Origin of the sequence: Micromonospora sp. DT41 (genome assembly GCF_049841715.1) — a bacterium.
Classification (GTDB): Bacteria; Actinomycetota; Actinomycetes; order Mycobacteriales; family Micromonosporaceae; genus Micromonospora; species Micromonospora profundi.
In genome coordinates this window covers 239,613-256,944 of sequence record NZ_JBNCKU010000006.1, presented here as the reverse complement: position 1 = coordinate 256,944, position 17,332 = coordinate 239,613, and the positions used below count along the sequence as shown (strand labels likewise).

The 17,332-nt window shown below is 69.8% G+C and carries 13 protein-coding genes; 10 read left to right on the top strand and 3 right to left on the bottom strand.

Going from position 1 to position 17,332, the window contains the following annotated elements; genetic code table 11:
- The first annotated feature begins 31 nt into the window (after positions 1–31).
- The 7 genes from rpsB (at position 32) to ACLQ23_RS14015 (ending at position 7,636) form a co-directional block, all read left to right on the top strand.
- Positions 32–937, top strand: coding sequence for a 30S ribosomal protein S2 (gene rpsB / locus ACLQ23_RS14045; protein ID WP_355593739.1), 906 nt, complete (start codon positions 32–34; stop codon positions 935–937).
- A gap of 136 nt (positions 938–1,073) precedes the next feature.
- Entirely contained in the window at positions 1,074–1,901 is an 828-nt protein-coding gene (gene tsf / locus ACLQ23_RS14040) for a translation elongation factor Ts (protein ID WP_355593741.1), read from the top strand.
- Between the two features lie 162 nt (positions 1,902–2,063).
- Complete coding sequence (pyrH, locus tag ACLQ23_RS14035) at positions 2,064–2,831, top strand: UMP kinase (RefSeq protein WP_355593743.1); 768 nt, start codon at positions 2,064–2,066, stop codon at positions 2,829–2,831.
- A gap of 86 nt (positions 2,832–2,917) precedes the next feature.
- A complete protein-coding gene (gene frr / locus ACLQ23_RS14030) occupies positions 2,918–3,475 on the top strand; it encodes a ribosome recycling factor (RefSeq protein ID WP_053652467.1) in 558 nt (185 codons plus the stop codon).
- Positions 3,476–3,880: 405 nt separating this feature from the next.
- Positions 3,881–5,161 carry a phosphatidate cytidylyltransferase gene (locus tag ACLQ23_RS14025; protein ID WP_425735907.1) on the top strand — a complete coding sequence of 427 codons (1,281 nt, stop codon included), beginning with the start codon at positions 3,881–3,883 and terminating at the stop codon, positions 5,159–5,161.
- 104 nt (positions 5,162–5,265) lie between these two features.
- A complete protein-coding gene (gene rlmN, locus ACLQ23_RS14020; RefSeq protein ID WP_355593747.1) occupies positions 5,266–6,423 on the top strand; it encodes a 23S rRNA (adenine(2503)-C(2))-methyltransferase RlmN in 1,158 nt (385 codons plus the stop codon).
- Positions 6,424–6,454: 31 nt separating this feature from the next.
- Complete coding sequence (locus ACLQ23_RS14015; protein ID WP_355593749.1) at positions 6,455–7,636, top strand: DivIVA domain-containing protein; 1,182 nt, start codon at positions 6,455–6,457, stop codon at positions 7,634–7,636.
- 88 nt (positions 7,637–7,724) lie between these two features.
- Here the strand turns inward: ACLQ23_RS14015 and ACLQ23_RS14010 are convergent, their stop codons facing one another.
- Entirely contained in the window at positions 7,725–7,946 is a 222-nt protein-coding gene (locus ACLQ23_RS14010) for a DUF2631 domain-containing protein (protein WP_082377176.1), read from the bottom strand.
- 198 nt (positions 7,947–8,144) lie between these two features.
- Between ACLQ23_RS14010 and ACLQ23_RS14005 the strand changes: the two genes are divergently transcribed.
- Entirely contained in the window at positions 8,145–9,734 is a 1,590-nt protein-coding gene (locus ACLQ23_RS14005) for a Rieske 2Fe-2S domain-containing protein (RefSeq protein ID WP_425735908.1), read from the top strand.
- A gap of 208 nt (positions 9,735–9,942) precedes the next feature.
- Here ACLQ23_RS14005 and ACLQ23_RS14000 read toward each other — a convergent pair whose 3' ends face one another.
- Together ACLQ23_RS14000 and ACLQ23_RS13995 are read right to left on the bottom strand one after the other, a co-directional pair.
- Positions 9,943–11,538 (bottom strand): phytoene desaturase family protein, encoded by a 1,596-nt coding sequence (locus tag ACLQ23_RS14000; RefSeq protein ID WP_355593753.1) that lies wholly within the window; start codon positions 11,536–11,538, stop codon positions 9,943–9,945.
- Between the two features lie 92 nt (positions 11,539–11,630).
- Positions 11,631–12,461, bottom strand: coding sequence for a YhjD/YihY/BrkB family envelope integrity protein (locus ACLQ23_RS13995; RefSeq protein WP_355593755.1), 831 nt, complete (start codon positions 12,459–12,461; stop codon positions 11,631–11,633).
- A 51-nt stretch (positions 12,462–12,512) separates the two neighbouring features.
- Between ACLQ23_RS13995 and ACLQ23_RS13990 the strand changes: the two genes are divergently transcribed.
- On the top strand, positions 12,513–13,064 hold the full coding sequence (locus ACLQ23_RS13990) for a GNAT family N-acetyltransferase (protein WP_355593757.1): 552 nt from the start codon (positions 12,513–12,515) through the stop codon (positions 13,062–13,064).
- Positions 13,065–13,550: 486 nt separating this feature from the next.
- Entirely contained in the window at positions 13,551–17,207 is a 3,657-nt protein-coding gene (locus tag ACLQ23_RS13985; protein WP_425880714.1) for a CARDB domain-containing protein, read from the top strand.
- Positions 17,208–17,332 lie beyond the last annotated feature (125 nt).

Below are 17,332 nucleotides of genomic sequence, written 5' to 3'. Positions count from 1 at the left end.
ACAACCAGGGACCTTGAGGAGTACCCCAACCATGGCCGTCGTGACCATGCGTCAGCTGCTGGAGAGCGGTGTCCACTTCGGGCACCAGACCCGGCGCTGGAACCCGAAGATGAAGCGCTTCATCATGACCGAGCGCAACGGCATCTACATCATCGACCTGCGCCAGACCCTCGACTACATCGAGAAGGCGTACGAGTTCGTGCGTGGGACCGTCGCCGAGGGTGGCAGCATCCTCTTCGTCGGCACCAAGAAGCAGGCCCAGGAGGCCATCGCCGAGCAGGCGACGCGGGTCGGTCAGCCGTACGTCAACCACCGCTGGCTCGGTGGCATGCTGACCAACTTCCAGACCGTGTACAAGCGGCTCCAGCGGATGAAGGAGCTGGAGGGCCTGGGTGACCTCAGCGGCACCGCCGCCGGTTACACCAAGAAGGAGACCCTGCAGCTCTCCCGCGAGAAGATCAAGCTGACCCGCACCCTCGGTGGTCTGCGGGACATGCAGAAGCTGCCGGCCGCGGTCTGGATCGTCGACACCAAGAAGGAGCACATCGCCGTCGACGAGGCCCGCAAGCTGGGCATCCCGGTGATCGCGGTGCTGGACACCAACTGTGACCCGGACGAGGTCGACTTCCCGATTCCGGGTAACGACGACGCGATCCGCTCGGCCGAGCTGCTGACCAAGGTCGTCGCCGCCGCCGTCGCGGACGGTCTGATCGCGCGTTCCGGCCGTCGTCGGGGCGCTGACGAGAAGCCCGAGGGTGTCGCGAGCGACGAGCCGCTGACCGAGTGGGAGCGCGAGCTTCTCGAGCCGAAGAAGGCCGACGAGTCGGCCGCCCCGGCCGAGCAGCCGGCCGCTGCCGCCGCCGAGCAGCCCGCCGCTCCGGCCGAGCAGCCGGCGCAGGCCGCCACCGAGCAGCCGGCGACCGCGACCGCGGAGTGATCGCACCGTCGCTGCCCCGCCGTCCGTTTTCCGGAAGACGCGGGGCAGCGGCGGTACGCCGGGCACGAACCGCCCGGATCCGGGTAACCGGCACCTCTGACCATCCACACGCCGTCTCAACATCGAAGAGAGAGCCATGTCCCAAATCACCGCCGCGGACGTCAAGAAGCTCCGCGACCTCACCGGCGCCGGCATGATGGACAGCAAGAAGGCGCTGACCGAGGCCGAGGGCGACTTCGACAAGGCCATCGAGATCCTGCGCGTCAAGGGCGCCAAGGACGTCGGCAAGCGGGCCGGCCGTACGGCCGCCAACGGCCTGGTCGCCCACTCCGGCAAGGCGCTTCTGGAGCTCAACTGCGAGACCGACTTCGTCGCCAAGACCGAGTCGTTCATCGCGCTGGCCCAGCAGCTCGTCGAGCACGGCGAGCGCGCCGGCGTGAGCACCGCCGAGGAGCTGCTCGCCACCGAGCTCGACGGCAAGGTCGTCGCGGACCTGATCCAGGAGCAGTCCGCCAAGATCGGCGAGAAGCTGGTGCTCAACCGGTTCGCCCGGGTCGAGGGCACCACGGCTGTCTACCTGCACCGCAAGGCGCAGGACCTGCCGCCGGCCGTCGGCGTGCTGGTGGCGTACACCGGCAAGACCGACGAGGCTGGCGACGCCGACGCCCGTGGCGTCGCGATGCAGATCGCCGCGATGCGGCCGAAGTACCTCACCCGGGACGAGGTTCCGGCCGACGTCGTCGAGGCTGAGCGGCGCATCGCCGAGCAGACCGCCCGCGAGGAGAACAAGCCCGAGGCTGCCCTGCCGAAGATCGTCGAGGGTCGGGTGAACTCGTTCTTCAAGGACTACGTCCTGATCGAGCAGGCGTCGGTTGCCGACAACAAGAAGTCGGTGAAGCAGATGCTGGCCGAGGCCGGCATCGAGGTCACCCAGTTCGTGCGGTTCGAGGTCGGCCAGGCCTGAGCCGCCACCGGGTGCCGTGGGCGCCCGTGGGCAGGAGACGTTGACGAGGAGGCCGCCGGTGTACGTGATAGCCACCGCGGCCTCCTCGTCGCATAGGGTCGGCAGCGGCAGGTTCGCGGTAACGCGACGCACGGGGCGTGCGCGTGGGGGAAGGCGGGGCGGATGACGCAGGTTGTGAGTGACCGGACGCTGGCGGTGGACGATCCGACGGCGCCGCCGCCCGGCCGGGCACGCCGGGTGGTGCTGAAGCTGTCCGGTGAGGTGTTCGGCGGCGGGGCGATCGGCGTCGACCCGGACGTCGTCCAGGCGATCGCCCGGCAGATCGCCACAGTGGTCCGCCGAGGCGTGCAGGTCTCCGTGGTGGTCGGTGGCGGCAACTTCTTCCGTGGCGCGGAGTTGCAGAAGCGTGGGATGGACAGGGCCCGCGCCGACTACATGGGCATGCTCGGCACCGTGATGAACTGCCTCGCCCTTCAGGATTTCCTGGAGAAGGAGGGCATCGAGACCCGGGTCCAGACCGCGATCACGATGGCCCAGGTCGCCGAGCCGTACATCCCGCTGCGGGCGATCCGGCACCTGGAGAAGGGCCGTGTGGTCATCTTCGGTGCGGGCGCGGGCATGCCGTACTTCTCGACCGACACGGTGGCCGCCCAGCGGGCGCTGGAGATCCGGGCCGACGTGGTGCTGATGAGCAAGAACGGCGTGGACGGCGTCTACACCGCCGACCCGCGGGTCGACCCCACCGCCAGTAAGTTCGACTCGATCACCTTCTCCGAGGTGCTGCAACGCAACCTGCGGGTGGCCGACGCGGCGGCGTTCAGCCTCTGCATGGAGAACGGCCTGCCGATGCTGGTCTTCGGTGCGCAGGGTGACGACACAATCATCCGCGCGGTGGGTGGCGAGAAGATCGGCACCTTGATCACCGCCTGATCCCGCCCCTCCGGGGCACCGGCAACGGTGGCCCTGACGACTTTCCGCAGAGCCCACGACGAGCACAGAAGGAGGCGAGGAGACCGGTGATCGACGACACCCTCCTTGAAGCCGAGGAGAAGATGGAGCGTGCGGTTGAGCACGCCAAGGAGGAGTTCGGCGCGATCCGTACCGGCCGCGCCAACCCCGCCATGTTCTCCAAGATCATCATTGACTACTACGGCACGCCGACGCCGCTGACCCAGATGGCGTCCGTCGCGATCCCCGAGCCGCGGATGGCCATCATCAAGCCGTACGACAACTCGCAGATCAACGCGATGGAGAAGGCGATCCGCGACTCGGACCTCGGGGTCAACCCGAACAACGAGGGCAACCAGCTGCGCATCCTGCTCCCGCAGATGACCGAGGAGCGCCGCCGCGACATGATCAAGGTGGCCCGGCACAAGGGCGAGGAGGCCAAGGTGGCCATCCGTAACGTCCGCCGCCGTGGCAAGGAGGAGCTGGACCGGATCGTCAAGGACGGCGAGGCCGGCGAGGACGACGGTCGCCGCGCCGAGAAGGAGCTGGACGACCTGACCCAGCGCTACGTGGCCAGCGTCGACGACCTGGTCAAGCACAAGGAGACCGAACTGCTGGAGGTCTGAGGACCATCCCCGGCCGCCGCCGGGTACGCAGTCGACGTGAGGCCCGACCCGATCCCGGGGCCGGGCCTCGTGTCGTACCGACGGCTGGTGGAAGACCAGCCTCACCTGCCGACCGGATAGGCATCGGCGGATCGACTGTCGACGTGGCGCGGTCGTCGACAGCGAGGCACCCGAGCCGATGTCGGCGTCGCGGCGCTCGGCGGAAGCGGGGAGCGGGCTGGGGCCCTCGTCCGCTTCGCCCCGGCCACGTGTGCAGTAGGCTCGTCAGGATTCCCGGCCACCAGGCGGTGAACACCGGGAATCGACCGACCGTCGGGGCGGTCAAGTCGGAGGAACATCGCGCTTGTAGGGGATGCTTGTGGTCTTGCGTCATGTGGTGGTTCTCGTGCCGCGTCGCGGTGCGTGATGTCCCGCCCCGACCCCTACACAGGTGAGCCTCCCGGCTGGGACCGGCCGGAGCGCCGGGTTGCCCTGCCCTGGCCCGAGCCTGAGCTTGAGGCAGGCCAGTGGAACAGCCGTCCGGCAGCAGGCCCCGAGGTGTACGCCGAGCCGCGTACCCGTCCGGACGCCCAGCCGCACCTGGCAGAACCGTACGCCGAGCGTGATCGGCCCGCCCGCCCCGACGACCGCCCGCCGGCGCCCGACGGCCCGGTTCGTCACGAGAACGGCGCCGGGCCGATCCGTTACGAGAACGGCGACGGGCCCGTTCGCCACGACGATGACGCAGGCTTTCCCACAGTCCAGCTCGCGCCGATCGGCGCAGACCTCGGGCCGGACCCGGTGACCGAGCCGACGCCCCCGGCCGGTCGGCGGCCGAAGGGCCGGCGGCGGGCCAGCGTCGACCGACCGGCCACCCACCAGGTGGGTACGGGGCGTGCCGGCCGGAACCTGCCAGCGGCCATCGGTGTCGGGCTCAGCCTCGGCGCGCTGATCGTGGTGCCGCTGGTCTTCTACCCTCTGGCGTTCCTCGTGGTGGTCGCCGCCGCTGTCGCCGTCGGCATCTGGGAGATGGCCCGGGCGGTCCGGCGCAGTGGCGCGCACCCGCCGCTGGTGCCGCTGATCGCCGGTGGCGTGCTGACCATCGGCCTGGCGTGGTTCGCCGGCCCGGACGCGTTGAGCCTGGGTCTGCTGGTGACCGTCCTGGGCACGATGATCTGGCGGTTGGGTGACGGTCCGGCGGGCTTCCAGCGTGATCTCACAGCGGCCACCCTGATCGCCGTCTACGTGCCGTTCCTCGGTGGGTTCGCGGCGCTACTGGCGGCGGCCCCCGACGACGGGCCGCTGCGCATCCTGGTCACGTTGGTGGCGGTGGTCCTGTCCGACACCGGTGGGTACGCGGCCGGCGTCTCGTTCGGCCGCCGTCCGATGGCGCCGTCGATCAGCCCGAAGAAGTCCTGGGAGGGGTTCGCCGGCTCGGTCACCGCGGCAGCGCTGGGTAGCGCCGTGCTGCTGTGGGTGCTGCTCGATGTGGCCCCCTGGTGGGGTGCCCTGTTCGGGGTGGCTGTCTCCGTCGCGGCGGTCCTCGGAGACCTGGCCGAGTCGATGATCAAGCGGGATCTCGGCGTCAAGGACATGAGCAACCTGCTGCCCGGTCACGGCGGCCTGATGGACCGGCTGGATTCGATCCTGTTCGCGCTGCCGACGGCGTACCTGTTGCTGGTGATCTTCGTGCCGGTGGTGGGGTGAGGCATGTATCTCGGGGGTCCGACCTTCTCGAGACGTCCGCGGGGGCGGGTTCGGGACCTCCGGCCGGGTGCGCACGGCCGAAGGCGTGACACACTGGACCAGCCATGACAAGCCTGCCGCTGATCCCCGCCCTCTCGGATGCCTCCGCCGCACGCCGGGCCTCCATGCCGCCCCAGCACCTCGCTGACCTGGACCTGGCTGGCCGCCAGGCGCTGGTCACGGAGCTTGGTGAACCCGCGTTCCGCGCCCGCCAGGTCTCCAACCACTACTTCGGGCGACTGGTCCGCGACCCGCAGGAGATGACCGACCTGCCGGCCGCCACCCGGGAACGGCTCGCCGGCCAACTGCTCCCCACGCTGCTCAATCCGGTCCGCGAGCTGGCCTGTGACGACGGCGCGACCCGCAAGGCGCTCTGGCGGCTGCACGACGGCGCGTTGGTGGAGAGCGTGCTGATGGGCTACCCGGACCGGGTCACTGTCTGCATCTCCAGCCAGGCGGGTTGTGGCATGGCCTGCCCGTTCTGTGCCACCGGGCAGGCCGGGCTCACCCGCAACCTGTCCACGGCCGAGATCGTCGACCAGGCCGTCTACCTGGCGGGTGTGGCGGCCTCCGGCGCGGTCGTCGGCTCACCGGCGCGGCTCTCGCATGTCGTCTTCATGGGCATGGGCGAGCCGCTGGCCAACTACAACCGGGTGATCGCGGCCATCCGTCGCCTGGTCAGCCCTGCTCCGGAGGGGCTGGGCCTGTCGCAGCGGCACATCACCGTTTCCACTGTCGGCCTGGTTCCGGCCATCCGCCGACTGGCCAGCGAAGACCTCTCTGTGACCCTTGCGTTGTCGTTGCACGCCCCCGATGATGATCTGCGCGACGAACTCGTGCCGGTAAACCAGCGCTGGAAGGTAGCCGAGGTGCTGGACGCAGCGTGGGACTACGCCGCCCGGACGGGCCGCCGCGTGTCGATCGAGTACGCGATGATCAAGGACGTGAACGACCAGCCGTGGCGAGCTGACCTGCTCGGACGGCTGCTGGCCGGCAAGTTGGCGCACGTGAACCTCATTCCGCTCAATCCGACGCCGGGCAGCCGCTGGGACGCGAGCTCGAAGCCGGTCGAGCGGGAGTTCGTCCGCCGGTTGCGCGACGCCGGGGTGTCCACCACCGTGCGGGACACCCGGGGTCGTGAGATCGACGGTGCGTGTGGCCAACTCGCCGCCGCCGAGGACACCGACACCTTCACCGACCGCGCCGGAGAGGCACCGGCGTGACCGGGCGTGGCGAACGAGACCAGGAGACATAGTGGCGAGTCAGGGTCAGCGTTTCCGGCGCAAGGCGCTCCGCCGGGGATACAAGGTCGACGAGGTTGACGCCTTCCTCGACCGGGTCGAGGCGACGCTCGACGGCCGTCAGGTCGGCGCGCCGGTGGCCTCCCAGGAGGTCCACGACGTCGTCTTCCGGGTCCGGTTCAACGGCTACGACGAGTGGCAGGTCGACCTGCACCTGGACCGGGTCGAGCGGCAGTTGGCCGAGATGGAGGAGCGCAGCAGCGCCGGGCGCGGTGCCGACCCCCGGATGCCCGACCGGATGGGCCCGCCGGACCGGATGGGTCCGCCGATGCGCGACGACCGCGGCATGCAGCCCCTGCCTCCCCGACCGATGCCGCCGGTGCAGGCCGGGCCGCCCGCCGATCGCTACGGCCGCTACGACGAGCCCACCGGCGCGTTCGCCGGCGGTTACGACAACCCCCGGGGCGGGTACGACGCGCCGCGCGGCCCGGGTGGCCCCGGTCAGCTGGGCCCGGGTGGCCCGATGGGTGGGCATGGCGTCCCGCCTCGTGGCCTGCCCGCCGGCCCCGGTGGCTACGGCCCCGACGATCAGCGGATGCCGGGCGGTTACGGCCCTCCCGATGACCAGCGGATGCCCGGTGGCTACGGCCCTCCCGATGACCCGCGTGGCCCGGGTGGCTACGGTCCTCCGGACGACCCGCGTGGCCCGGGCGGCTACCCGCCGGAGGAGCCGGCGCGCTTCGACGGCTTCGAGGCAGGCCGGCACGGTCGCGCCGACATGACCGCTGAGATCCGGATGCCCGAGCGGGACCTGCGCGACATGCGTCGTGGCCCGGCCGGTCCGCCCCCGATGCCGCAGCAGGGCATCGGTGGTCCGCCGATGGCCGGTCCGCCCGCCGTTGCCGGTCCGCCGATGGGTGGCCCGCCGATGGCCGGCCCGCCCGGCAGCGACCTGTATCGGGTCGACCAGATCCGCCGCAGCTTCCAGGTGCGCCGGTTCGGCAGCGGGTACGACCCGGACCAGGTGGACCGGTTCTTCGAGACCCTGCTCGGCGGAATGCAGGGCCGCAACCAGATGCCTGTCAACCCGAAGGATCTGGACACGCTCCGGTTCGGCCTGGTGCCCGGCGGCTACTTCGAGGCCGAGGTCGACGCCGCACTCAAGGACGTACAGGACATCCTCTTCGGCCGCTGACGCCGACGACGCGTACGGACGAGGGCCCGTCCCCCGGGTGGGGGCGGGCCCTCGGCGTCGTCAGCCGGTCGTCCGGCGGCCGGTCGGGTCAGGAACGCAGGCCGTTGCGCCGCAGCACGGCGTCGCCGATCACGATGATCAGCAGCAGCGCGGCCAGGCCGACCAGCCAGATGTCTTCGACCCTGCCCTCGTGGTTGCCGCAGATCATCGCCAGCAGCGCCAGCGCGGTCACCACCGCGCCGATTCGCCCGGACTTCCGGTGCCCGGGCTTGTGCTGGTCTGGCGACGTTACCGGCTCGCTTCCTGCCACTGTCGGTCCTTCCCTCGCGATCGGATCTTTGGTTAGTCTGGCACGCCTCCTGCCCGGGGCGACGCGGTGGGGGTTTCCTGGTCGTCCGGCCCGGCCCAGTTGGGCCTGATGGCACTACGGGCGTCGCGGGGCGGAGGCCAGACTCGCTCCGGTAGCGTTTGTCGTACACCTGATTGTCTGTTTGAGGGGGACTGTGCGGTGCGAGTGACCGGAACCGGGCACGCCAGCATGCGGATCGACACTGCCGCGGGCAGCATCCTGTGCGACCCATGGGTCAATCCGGCCTACTTCGCCTCCTGGTTCCCCTTCCCGGACAACTCCCTGCTCGACTGGGAGACGCTGGGGCAGGTCGACTACCTGTACGTCTCCCACCTGCACCGGGACCACTTCGACGCGAAGCACCTGCGGGACTTCATCTCCAAGGACGCCACTGTCCTGCTCCCCGAGTTCCCCACCTCGGAGATGGAGGACGAGTTCCGGGCGCTGGGCTTCACCAAGTTCCTGAAGGCGCCGAACGAGCAGGTGGTGGAGCTTCCCGGCGGCCTGAAGATCATGATTCAGGCGTTGACCAGCCCGACCGACGGGCCGATCGGCGACTCGTCGCTCTGGGTCGAGTACGACGGGGTGCGGCTGCTCAACCAGAACGACGCCCGCCCCACCGACCTGAGCGTGTTCGCCGAGCTGGGGCACGTGCACGCGCACATGCTCCAGTTCTCCGGTGCGATCTGGTACCCGATGGTCTACGAGTTGCCGCAGGCGGCGAAGACCGCGTTCGGCAAGCAGAAGCGGGACCGGCAGTTCGACCGGACCTGGCGCTACATCGACGACCTGAAGGCCGACCACGTCTTCCCGATCGCCGGGCCGCCGTGCTTCCTCGACGACGCGCTGTGGCAGTTCAACGACATCCACGGCGACGAGGGCAACATCTTCCCCGACCAGTCGGTCTTCCTCTCGGAGTACGCGAAGGTCGGCGGCACCAACGGGATCGTGCTGCTGCCGGGCAGCGTCGCGGAGGTCACCACCGACGGCGCGACCACCACCCACCCGGTGCCGATCGAGGAGTTCTTCGCGAACAAGGTCGCCCACCTGGAGGAGATGCGGGAGCGCAAGCGCCCGATCATCGAGGCGGAGAAGGCGTCCTGGCGGCACCCCGAGGTGGATGTGCTCGGCCAGATGAAGAGCCGGATCGAGCCGCTGCTCGAAGAGTCGATCTACCTGGCCAAGGGGGTCGGCGGTCCGGTGCGCTTCGACCTGGTGGGCACCGACGACTCCGGCGGGGAGACCGTTGAATCCATCGTGGTGGACTTCCCGGGCCAGGAGGTCCGGCCGTACGCCGACGAGAAGGTCCGCTACCGGTTCCGGACCGAGCGGGCGCTGATCGAGCACCTGCTGTTCATCGACGAGGTGGACTGGGTCAACTCGCTGTTCCTGTCCTGTCGCTTCTCGGCGGCCCGGATCGGCCAGTACAACGAGTTCGTCTACGCGTTCTTCAAGTGCCTCTCCGAGGAGCGGCTCCAGTACGCGGAGGGCTGGTACGACGAGCACGAGCGCAGCACCGACGCCGAGGACATCACGTTGGGCGACTGGGTGGTGCAGCGCCGCTGCCCGCACCTGAAGGCCGACCTGACCCGGTTCGGCATCGTCGAGGGCGACCAGCTCACCTGCCAGCTGCACGGCTGGCGCTTCGACCTCCCCTCCGGCCGCTGCCTGACAAGCGTCGGCCACAAGGTGAGAGCCCACCGGGTAGACGCAGAAACCCCAGCCCCCGCAGGGGAAGCCTTGGCCTAACCGCAGGCCGCCCTCGGGCTGACCCCGCTGATCCCCGGGCTGCCTCGCTGGTACCCGTCGATCATGGAGTTGTGGTGGGTGACAAACGCCGCTTTCGTTCCCACAACGGGCACCACAACTCCATGATCGACGGGGCCGGGGCCGGGGCCGGGGCCGGGGCCGGGGCCAGGGCCAGGGCCAGGGCCAGGGCCAGGGCCAGGGCGGGGGGTTAGCGGTTTAGGTCTTTCAGGATTCGGCGGGCTGCGTTGTGGCCGGCGGCGCCGATCACGCTGCCGGCCGGGTGGCAGCCGGCGCTGCCGGCGTACAGGCCGTCGACGCCTGTGGCGTAGGGCATCCGGTCGGTGAACGAGACGGTGTTGTCGACGTGGTGGATGTGCCCGCCGGTGATGCCGAAGTGCGCTTCGATGCCGGGCGGCGCCAGTGGCACCGCGTCGGCGATCAGGTCACCGGTGCCGGGCGCGTACCGCTCGACGATCTCGATGAGCCGGTCGGTGTAGCCGGGCAGTTCCGCGTCCCACGTGGTGCCGGCCAGCTCGTAGGGCACCGACTGCACGAACAGCGCCGACGAGTGGTGGCCGGCGGCGTCGGAGAGCGACGGGTCGACTGTCGTGTGCAGGTACCACTCGATAGTGGGCTCCGCCGGAAGCCGTCCGGCCTGCACGTCCGCCCACATGGCGCGCAGCGCGGTCATCGGTGAGGTGGTGTCCCCACCGACAAGCGACGCCGAGCCGGGCAGCAGGTGGATGGTCGAGCCGAACGGGCTCGGCGCGTCCGCAGGCAGGCAGGCGAACCGCGGCAGTCCGGTCAGCGCCAGGTTGAGCTTCAACGTGGTGCCGGGCCGGCGGACCGCCGCCATCCGCTCGCCGAGCGCCGCCGGCAGCGCGCCGTCGGGCACCAGGTCCATCAGCCGGTACGGGTCACACGCGCCGAGCACCACGCCGGCGGTGACCTGCCGGCCGTCGGCCAGTACGACACCGCTCACCGCGCCACCGTCCAGTGTCACGGCGCTCACCGGCGTACCCGTCAGGATCGTCGCCCCGGCGGCGCGCGCGGCCCCGGCGAACGTCGCGGAGACGGTGCCCATTCCGCCTTCGACGATCATCCAGGTGCCGCCGGAGCTGGGGAGCCTGCACATGTTGTGCACAAGGAAGTTGTGGCCGGTGCCGGGGTCGTCCGGGCCGGCGTTGAGGCCGGAGAGGCCGTCGGTGACGGCGTACATGCTGATCAGCAGTTCGGAGCGGAACTCGAACCGGGCCAGGTAGTCCGCGACCGAGCCCCGGACCAGGTCGACGAAGACCTGCCGCAGTGCCGGGCGGACGTGCCGCTCGGCGGTCTCCTCGGCGCTCAGCGGCTCGGTCAGCCACGCCGGGGCGAGGTCAGCGCGCAGCGCGGCCAACTCGTCCTGCATGGCGTCGTCGGCGGCCACGTCGGCGGGGGAGAAGAACTCGACGAGCTGCGCCCGGTTGGCGGCGGTGTCGCTGCCGGCCAGCAGGTACGGCGAGCCGAGGCCGCCCGGTGTGGGCAGGAAGTAGTGCGGGTCGCGTCGCATGACCGGGATGCGCACGTCGAGGGTGGCGAGCAGTTCCGGTGGCATCAGCCCGAGCAGGTACGAGCCTGTGGAGTGGCGTAGGCCCGGGACCTTCGGGAACGGGTTCTCGGTGCGGGCCGCACCGCCGATCACGTCGGCCGCCTCCAGCACGAGGACGTCCAGGCCGGCGCGGGCCAACAGGATGGCGGAGGCCAGGCCGTTGTGCCCGGCGCCGACGATCACGACGTCGGCGCGTGCGGGAAGTTCGCTGCTCATGCCGCGCCAGCCTAGTCGCCAGCCATCCGTTCGGTGAGCCCTTCCGCTGCTGGTCGCGCCCGTGGCAGGCCACCTGCCAGGCTGCGGCGTGATCACCCTGCGCGCTTGGCCCGCCAGTGCGAGAGGGCCAGGGTGGCGGAGTAGCCAGCCAGCACGATCACGTGGAACAGGTAGAGCCAGAGGAGAACGGCGACACCGGCACCGATCTCGTCGAAGCCGCCGAACGGCACGCCAAGGTCCAGGGGAAGCGAGGCGAAGAGCACGAAGCCGTGCATGAAGCCGGACAGGTTGGCCGCCGTGAACGAGCCGATTCCGAGCGTGGAGAGCCAGTCCGGTGAGGCCGGCCCGACCACCCGGAACACCCACATCAGCACAGGTGTGAGCACCAGCCAGACCGCCAGGAACGACAGCACCACACCCAGCGCGCCGGCCCAGCCGCCCTGCCGGACCAGGCGGGTGGTGAGCGGCAGCGCCAGCAGGATCGACAGCAGCAGCGCGGGGGCCGGCGCGAGCAGTGGAAGCAGCAGCAGGCGGCCCCGCCAGCCGACCAGGTGCTCGTCGGTGCGGGGCGCCGCCACCGAGATGAACGCCCGGCGCAGGCCCTCGCCGTACAGCGACGCGGGCAGCAGCGACGCCAACGCCAGGAGCGGTGTCAACTCCACCCCGGCGGTGACGAGCGCCTCCACAGCCCGGGGCGCGCCGATCGCGGTGGGCAGGGCCTCCACGGCGTACGAGGTGAGCCGGCGTACCCGATCGGCCCCGGCGACAAGAGAGGTGAGCCAGATGGCGAGCAACGCCACAGGCACCACGGCTATCGCCCCGTAGAAGGTGATCGCGGCGGCGTGCAGCGACAGGTCCCGTCCACGTACGGGACGGAACGCGGCACTGGTGATCCGCTTCGCCCGCTGCCATCCGCTGCCCATCGCAATCTCTTTCCCTGGCGGGGAGTGCGTCACTCATTAAGATCGCCTGCCATGACGGTTGCCACCACCGAACGCCTGATCCTGCGCGACTGGACCGCCGCCCCGGCCGACCTCGCCCGCATCTACGACATCTACTCCCGTCCCGAGATCACCCGCTGGTTGGGGGTTTCGCCGGGGCTGCCGATGACCGACCCGGCGCAGGCTGCCGACCGGCTGAAGATCTGGCAGGACCGGCACGCGGACGACGGCGGCCGGTATGGCACCTGGGCGATCGAGGTACGCGACACCGGTGTGGTGGCGGGCACGATACTGCTCAAGCCGCTGCCAGGGCAGGACGAGGTGGTGCGTACCGACGACATCGAGATGGGCTGGCACCTGCACCCGGATTCACAGGGCCACGGGTATGCCACCGAGGCGGCCCGCGCGGTCCTGGCGCGGGAGTTCGCCACCGGTACGCGGGAGATCTACGCGGTCGTTTCGCCGGGCAACGAGCCGTCGATGGCGGTGTGCCGACGGCTCGGCATGGCGCATGTGGGCCGGCGCACCGACTGGTACGGCGGCGAGGAGTTGGAGACGTTCGTGCTGAGCGCCCCGGCCGGCTGATCAACCACCCGCTGGGCGAAGGCCCCCTGTCGACGCTTGTCGACAGGGGGCCTTCCTGTCGTCCGGGCACCGAGCAGATGGGTAGCTGTCAATAGTCACGGCAGTCGAAGCATTGACGCTCCCGTAGCACGTCAGTAACATCTGCTCAACCTTATGCAAAATCTCGACAAAGACGTGCCTGATTCCTCGCATAAGGCCGCAACTTCCAGAGCCGCGCCCGGGCCCCGCCGCGCCCTTCCCCACCCTTCCACCCACCCCACCTCGTCGATCATGGAGTTGTGGTGGGTGACAAACGCCGCTTCCGTTTTCATAACGGGCACCACAACTCCATGATCGACCGGGCGAGGGCGGGGTTACTCCCCCCGCGGCTGGCGCGGCGGCCCGCGTCGGTCGGTCACGCGCCGAATCACGCCCACGCCGTGTCGAGCCGCCGCGGCACCGTCCCCCAACGACAGGACAGTGATGAGACGAACGAATCTGTTCAGGATGGTGGCGGCGCAAGTCGCGGCCATGATGATCGCGACGGCCGGGTCGACGGTGGTCGCGAACCCGGCAGGCGCCGCACGCCCGGCCGACACGACAGCCGCGTCGAGCGCCGGCTTCGCCCCGGCGGCCACAAACCTCGCCCAAGGCCGCCCCACCCAGGAGAGCGGCCACGCCGACGTCTACGACTCGTCGAGGGTCGTCGACGGCAACCCGGGCAGTTACTGGGAGAGCGTCAACAACTCCTTTCCCCAGTGGGTGCAGGTCGATCTCGGCTCGTCGCAGACCGTCAACCAGGTCGTCCTGAAGCTGCCGACCTCCGGTTGGGCTACCCGGACGCAGACGTTGAGCGTGCAGGGCAGCGCCAACGGGTCGTCGTTCAGCGACATGGTCGGGTCGCAGACGTACACATTCAATCCGGCCAGCGGCAGCACGGTCACGATCAACGTCAACCCGGCCGCCGCCCGCTTCGTGCGGATCACCATCACCGCCAACAGCGGCTGGCCGGCAGGGCAGCTCTCCGAGCTTGAGGTGTACGGCGGCACCGGCGGTGACACCACCGCGCCGAGCGTCCCGGGCACTCTGTCGCAGAGCACGTCAGGCAACACTGTCACCCTCAACTGGGGTGCCTCGACCGACTCCGGTGGCAGTGGGCTCGCCGGCTACAACGTCTACCGCGACGGCAGCCTGATCGCGACGCTGGGCACCGTCCTCACCTACCAGGACACCCAACCCTCGACGGCGACGGTGTCCTACCACGTGCGCGCCCGCGACGGCGCCGGCAACCTGTCCGGCAACAGCAACACCGTCACCCGGACCGGCACCCAACCTCCCGCCTGCACCAACGTGGCCCAGGGCAAGAGCATGACGGCGACCGGCTCCACCTTCACCTTCACCCCCGAGAAGGCGAACGACGGACAACTCACGACCTACTGGGAGGGCGCGGCCAGCTATCCGCAGAACCTGACAGTGGCGTTGGGCGCGAACCACTCCATCTCCCGTGTCACAGTCAAGCTCAACCCGGACCCGGCGTGGGGCACCCGTACCCAGACCATCCAGGTTCTCGGCCGGGACCAGGCCTCGTCGGCGTACACCAGTCTGGTGTCGGCGGCGGGTTACCAGTTCGTCCAGGGATCCAACACGGTGGCCATCCCGGTCAGCGCGACCACCGCGGACGTGCAGTTGCGGTTCACCGGCAACACCGGCGCCCCGTCCGGCCAGGTGGCCGAACTGGAGGTGTGCGGCACCCCGGCGCCCAACCCGGACCTGGTCGTCAGCTCGGTGACCTGGTCGCCCACGTCGCCGAGCGAGGTCAGCCCGGTCACGCTCTCGGCCGTCGTGCAGAACATCGGATCCGCCGCCGCCGGGGCGACCACTGTGAACTTCAGCCTTGCCGGCGGGGTCGTCGGCAGCGCCACCGTTGGCGCCCTTGGCGCGGGCGCCTCGACCACAGTGTCGTTCAACGCCGGGACCCGGTCGATGGGCAGCTACGCCGTCGCGGCGGTGGTCGACCCGGCGAACACGATCGTCGAGCAGAACAACGGCAACAACAGCTTCACGGCGGCGTCGCCGCTCGTGGTCGGGCAGGCCCTCGGCCCGGACCTCCAGGTCCTCAGCATCGCCTCCAACCCGTCGAACCCGGCCGTCGGGGCGTCCGTCACCTTCACCGTGGGGGTCCGCAACCGCGGCACCGCCGCGACCGGCGCGACAACTGTGACCCGGCTGGTGGTGGGCGGCACCACGCTGAACACCACCACAGCCCCGATCGCGGCCGGCGCGACCGTCGCCGTGGCCGTCACCGGCAGTTGGACCGCCACCAGCGGCGGCGCCACCATCACCGCAACCGCCGACGCCACGAACGTGGTCACCGAGACCAACGAGACGAACAACGCCCTCAGCCAGTCGATAGTGGTCGGGCGCGGGGCCGCCGTCCCGTACGTCTCCTACGAGGCCGAGTCCGCCCGCTACCAGGGCACGCTGTTGGAGACCGACCCGCTGCGCACCTTCGGGCACACCAACTTCGCCACCGAGTCCTCGGGCCGCAAGTCGGTACGCCTGAACAGCACCGGCCAGTTCGTCGAGTTCACCTCCACCAACCAGGCCAACTCCATAGTGGTGCGTAACTCCATCCCGGACGCGCCCGGTGGCGGCGGCATCGAGGCGACGATCAGCCTCTACGTCAACGACGTCTTCTCCCGCAAGCTCACCCTGTCGTCGCGGCACAGTTGGCTCTACGGCAACACCGACCAGCCGGAGTCGTTGACGAACACCCCGCAGGCCGACGCCCGACGGTTGTTCGACGAGTCCAACGCGCTGCTGGCGCAGTCGTACCCGGCCGGCACCCGGTTCAAGTTGCAGCGCGACTCGGGCGACACCGCCTCGTTCTACGTCATCGACATGATCGACCTGGAGCAGGTGGCACCGGCGGCGAGCCAGCCCGCCGAGTGCACCTCGATCACCTCGTACGGCGCCGTACCCAACGACGGGCTCGACGACACCGCGGCCATCCAGCGTGCGGTGACCGACGACCAGAACGGCGTCATCAACTGCGTCTGGATCCCCGCCGGGCAGTGGCGGCAGGAGCAGAAGATCCTCACCGACGACCCGCTGAACCGGGGTACGCACAACCAGGTAGGCATCAGCAACGTCACCATCCGGGGCGCCGGCATGTGGCACTCGCAGCTCTACACGCTCACCGAGCCACAGAACGCGGGTGGCATCAACCACCCGCACGAGGGGAACTTCGGCTTCGACATCGACAAGAACACCCAGATCTCCGACATCGCCATCTTCGGCTCCGGGCGGATCCGGGGCGGTGAGGGCAACGCCGAGGGCGGCGTCGGACTCAACGGTCGCTTCGGCACCGGCACCCGGATCAGCAACGTCTGGATCGAGCACGCCAACGTGGGTGTCTGGGTGGGCCGCGACTACGACAACATCCCCGACCTGTGGGGGCCGGCCGACGGGTTGCAGTTCACCGGCATGCGGATCCGCAACACCTACGCCGACGGCATCAACTTCAGCAACGGCACGCGCAACTCCCGGGTCTTCAACTCGTCATTCCGTACCACCGGCGACGACGCCCTCGCGATCTGGGCCAACCCGTACGTCAAGGACCGCAACGTCGACATCGCCCACGACAACCACTTCGTCAACAACACCATCCAGTTGCCCTGGCGGGCCAACGGCATCGCCATCTACGGCGGCTACGACAACTCGATCGAGAACAACCTGATCTACGACACCGCCAACTACCCGGGCATCATGCTGGCGACCGACCACGACCCGCTGCCCTTCTCCGGCACGACGCTCATCGCCAACAACGGGCTCTACCGCACCGGCGGCGCCTTCTGGAATGAGGACCAGGAGTTCGGCGCCATCACCCTCTTCCCCTCCACCAGGGACATCGTCGGGGTCACGATCCGCGACACCGACATCGTCGATTCGACGTACGACGGCATCCAGTTCAAGAACGGCGGCGGCAACATGCCGAACGTCGCCATCACCAACGTACGGATCGACAGGTCCAACAACGGCGCCGGCATCCTCGCGATGAGCGGCGCGCGCGGCAACGCCAACCTGACGAACGTGACAATCACGAACTCGGCCGACGGCAACATCGTCGTCCAGCCGGGCTCGCAGTTCGTCATCACTCCCTGATCCACACGCCTTCATGGAAATCGGGGTGTCCGCGCGCTGCGGACACCCCGATTTCCACGAACCCGAGTTGATCGTCGCTGCCGGCGCCGGCTGTGGGCGTCGGGCTCGTCTCGCGGGCGCCGGCT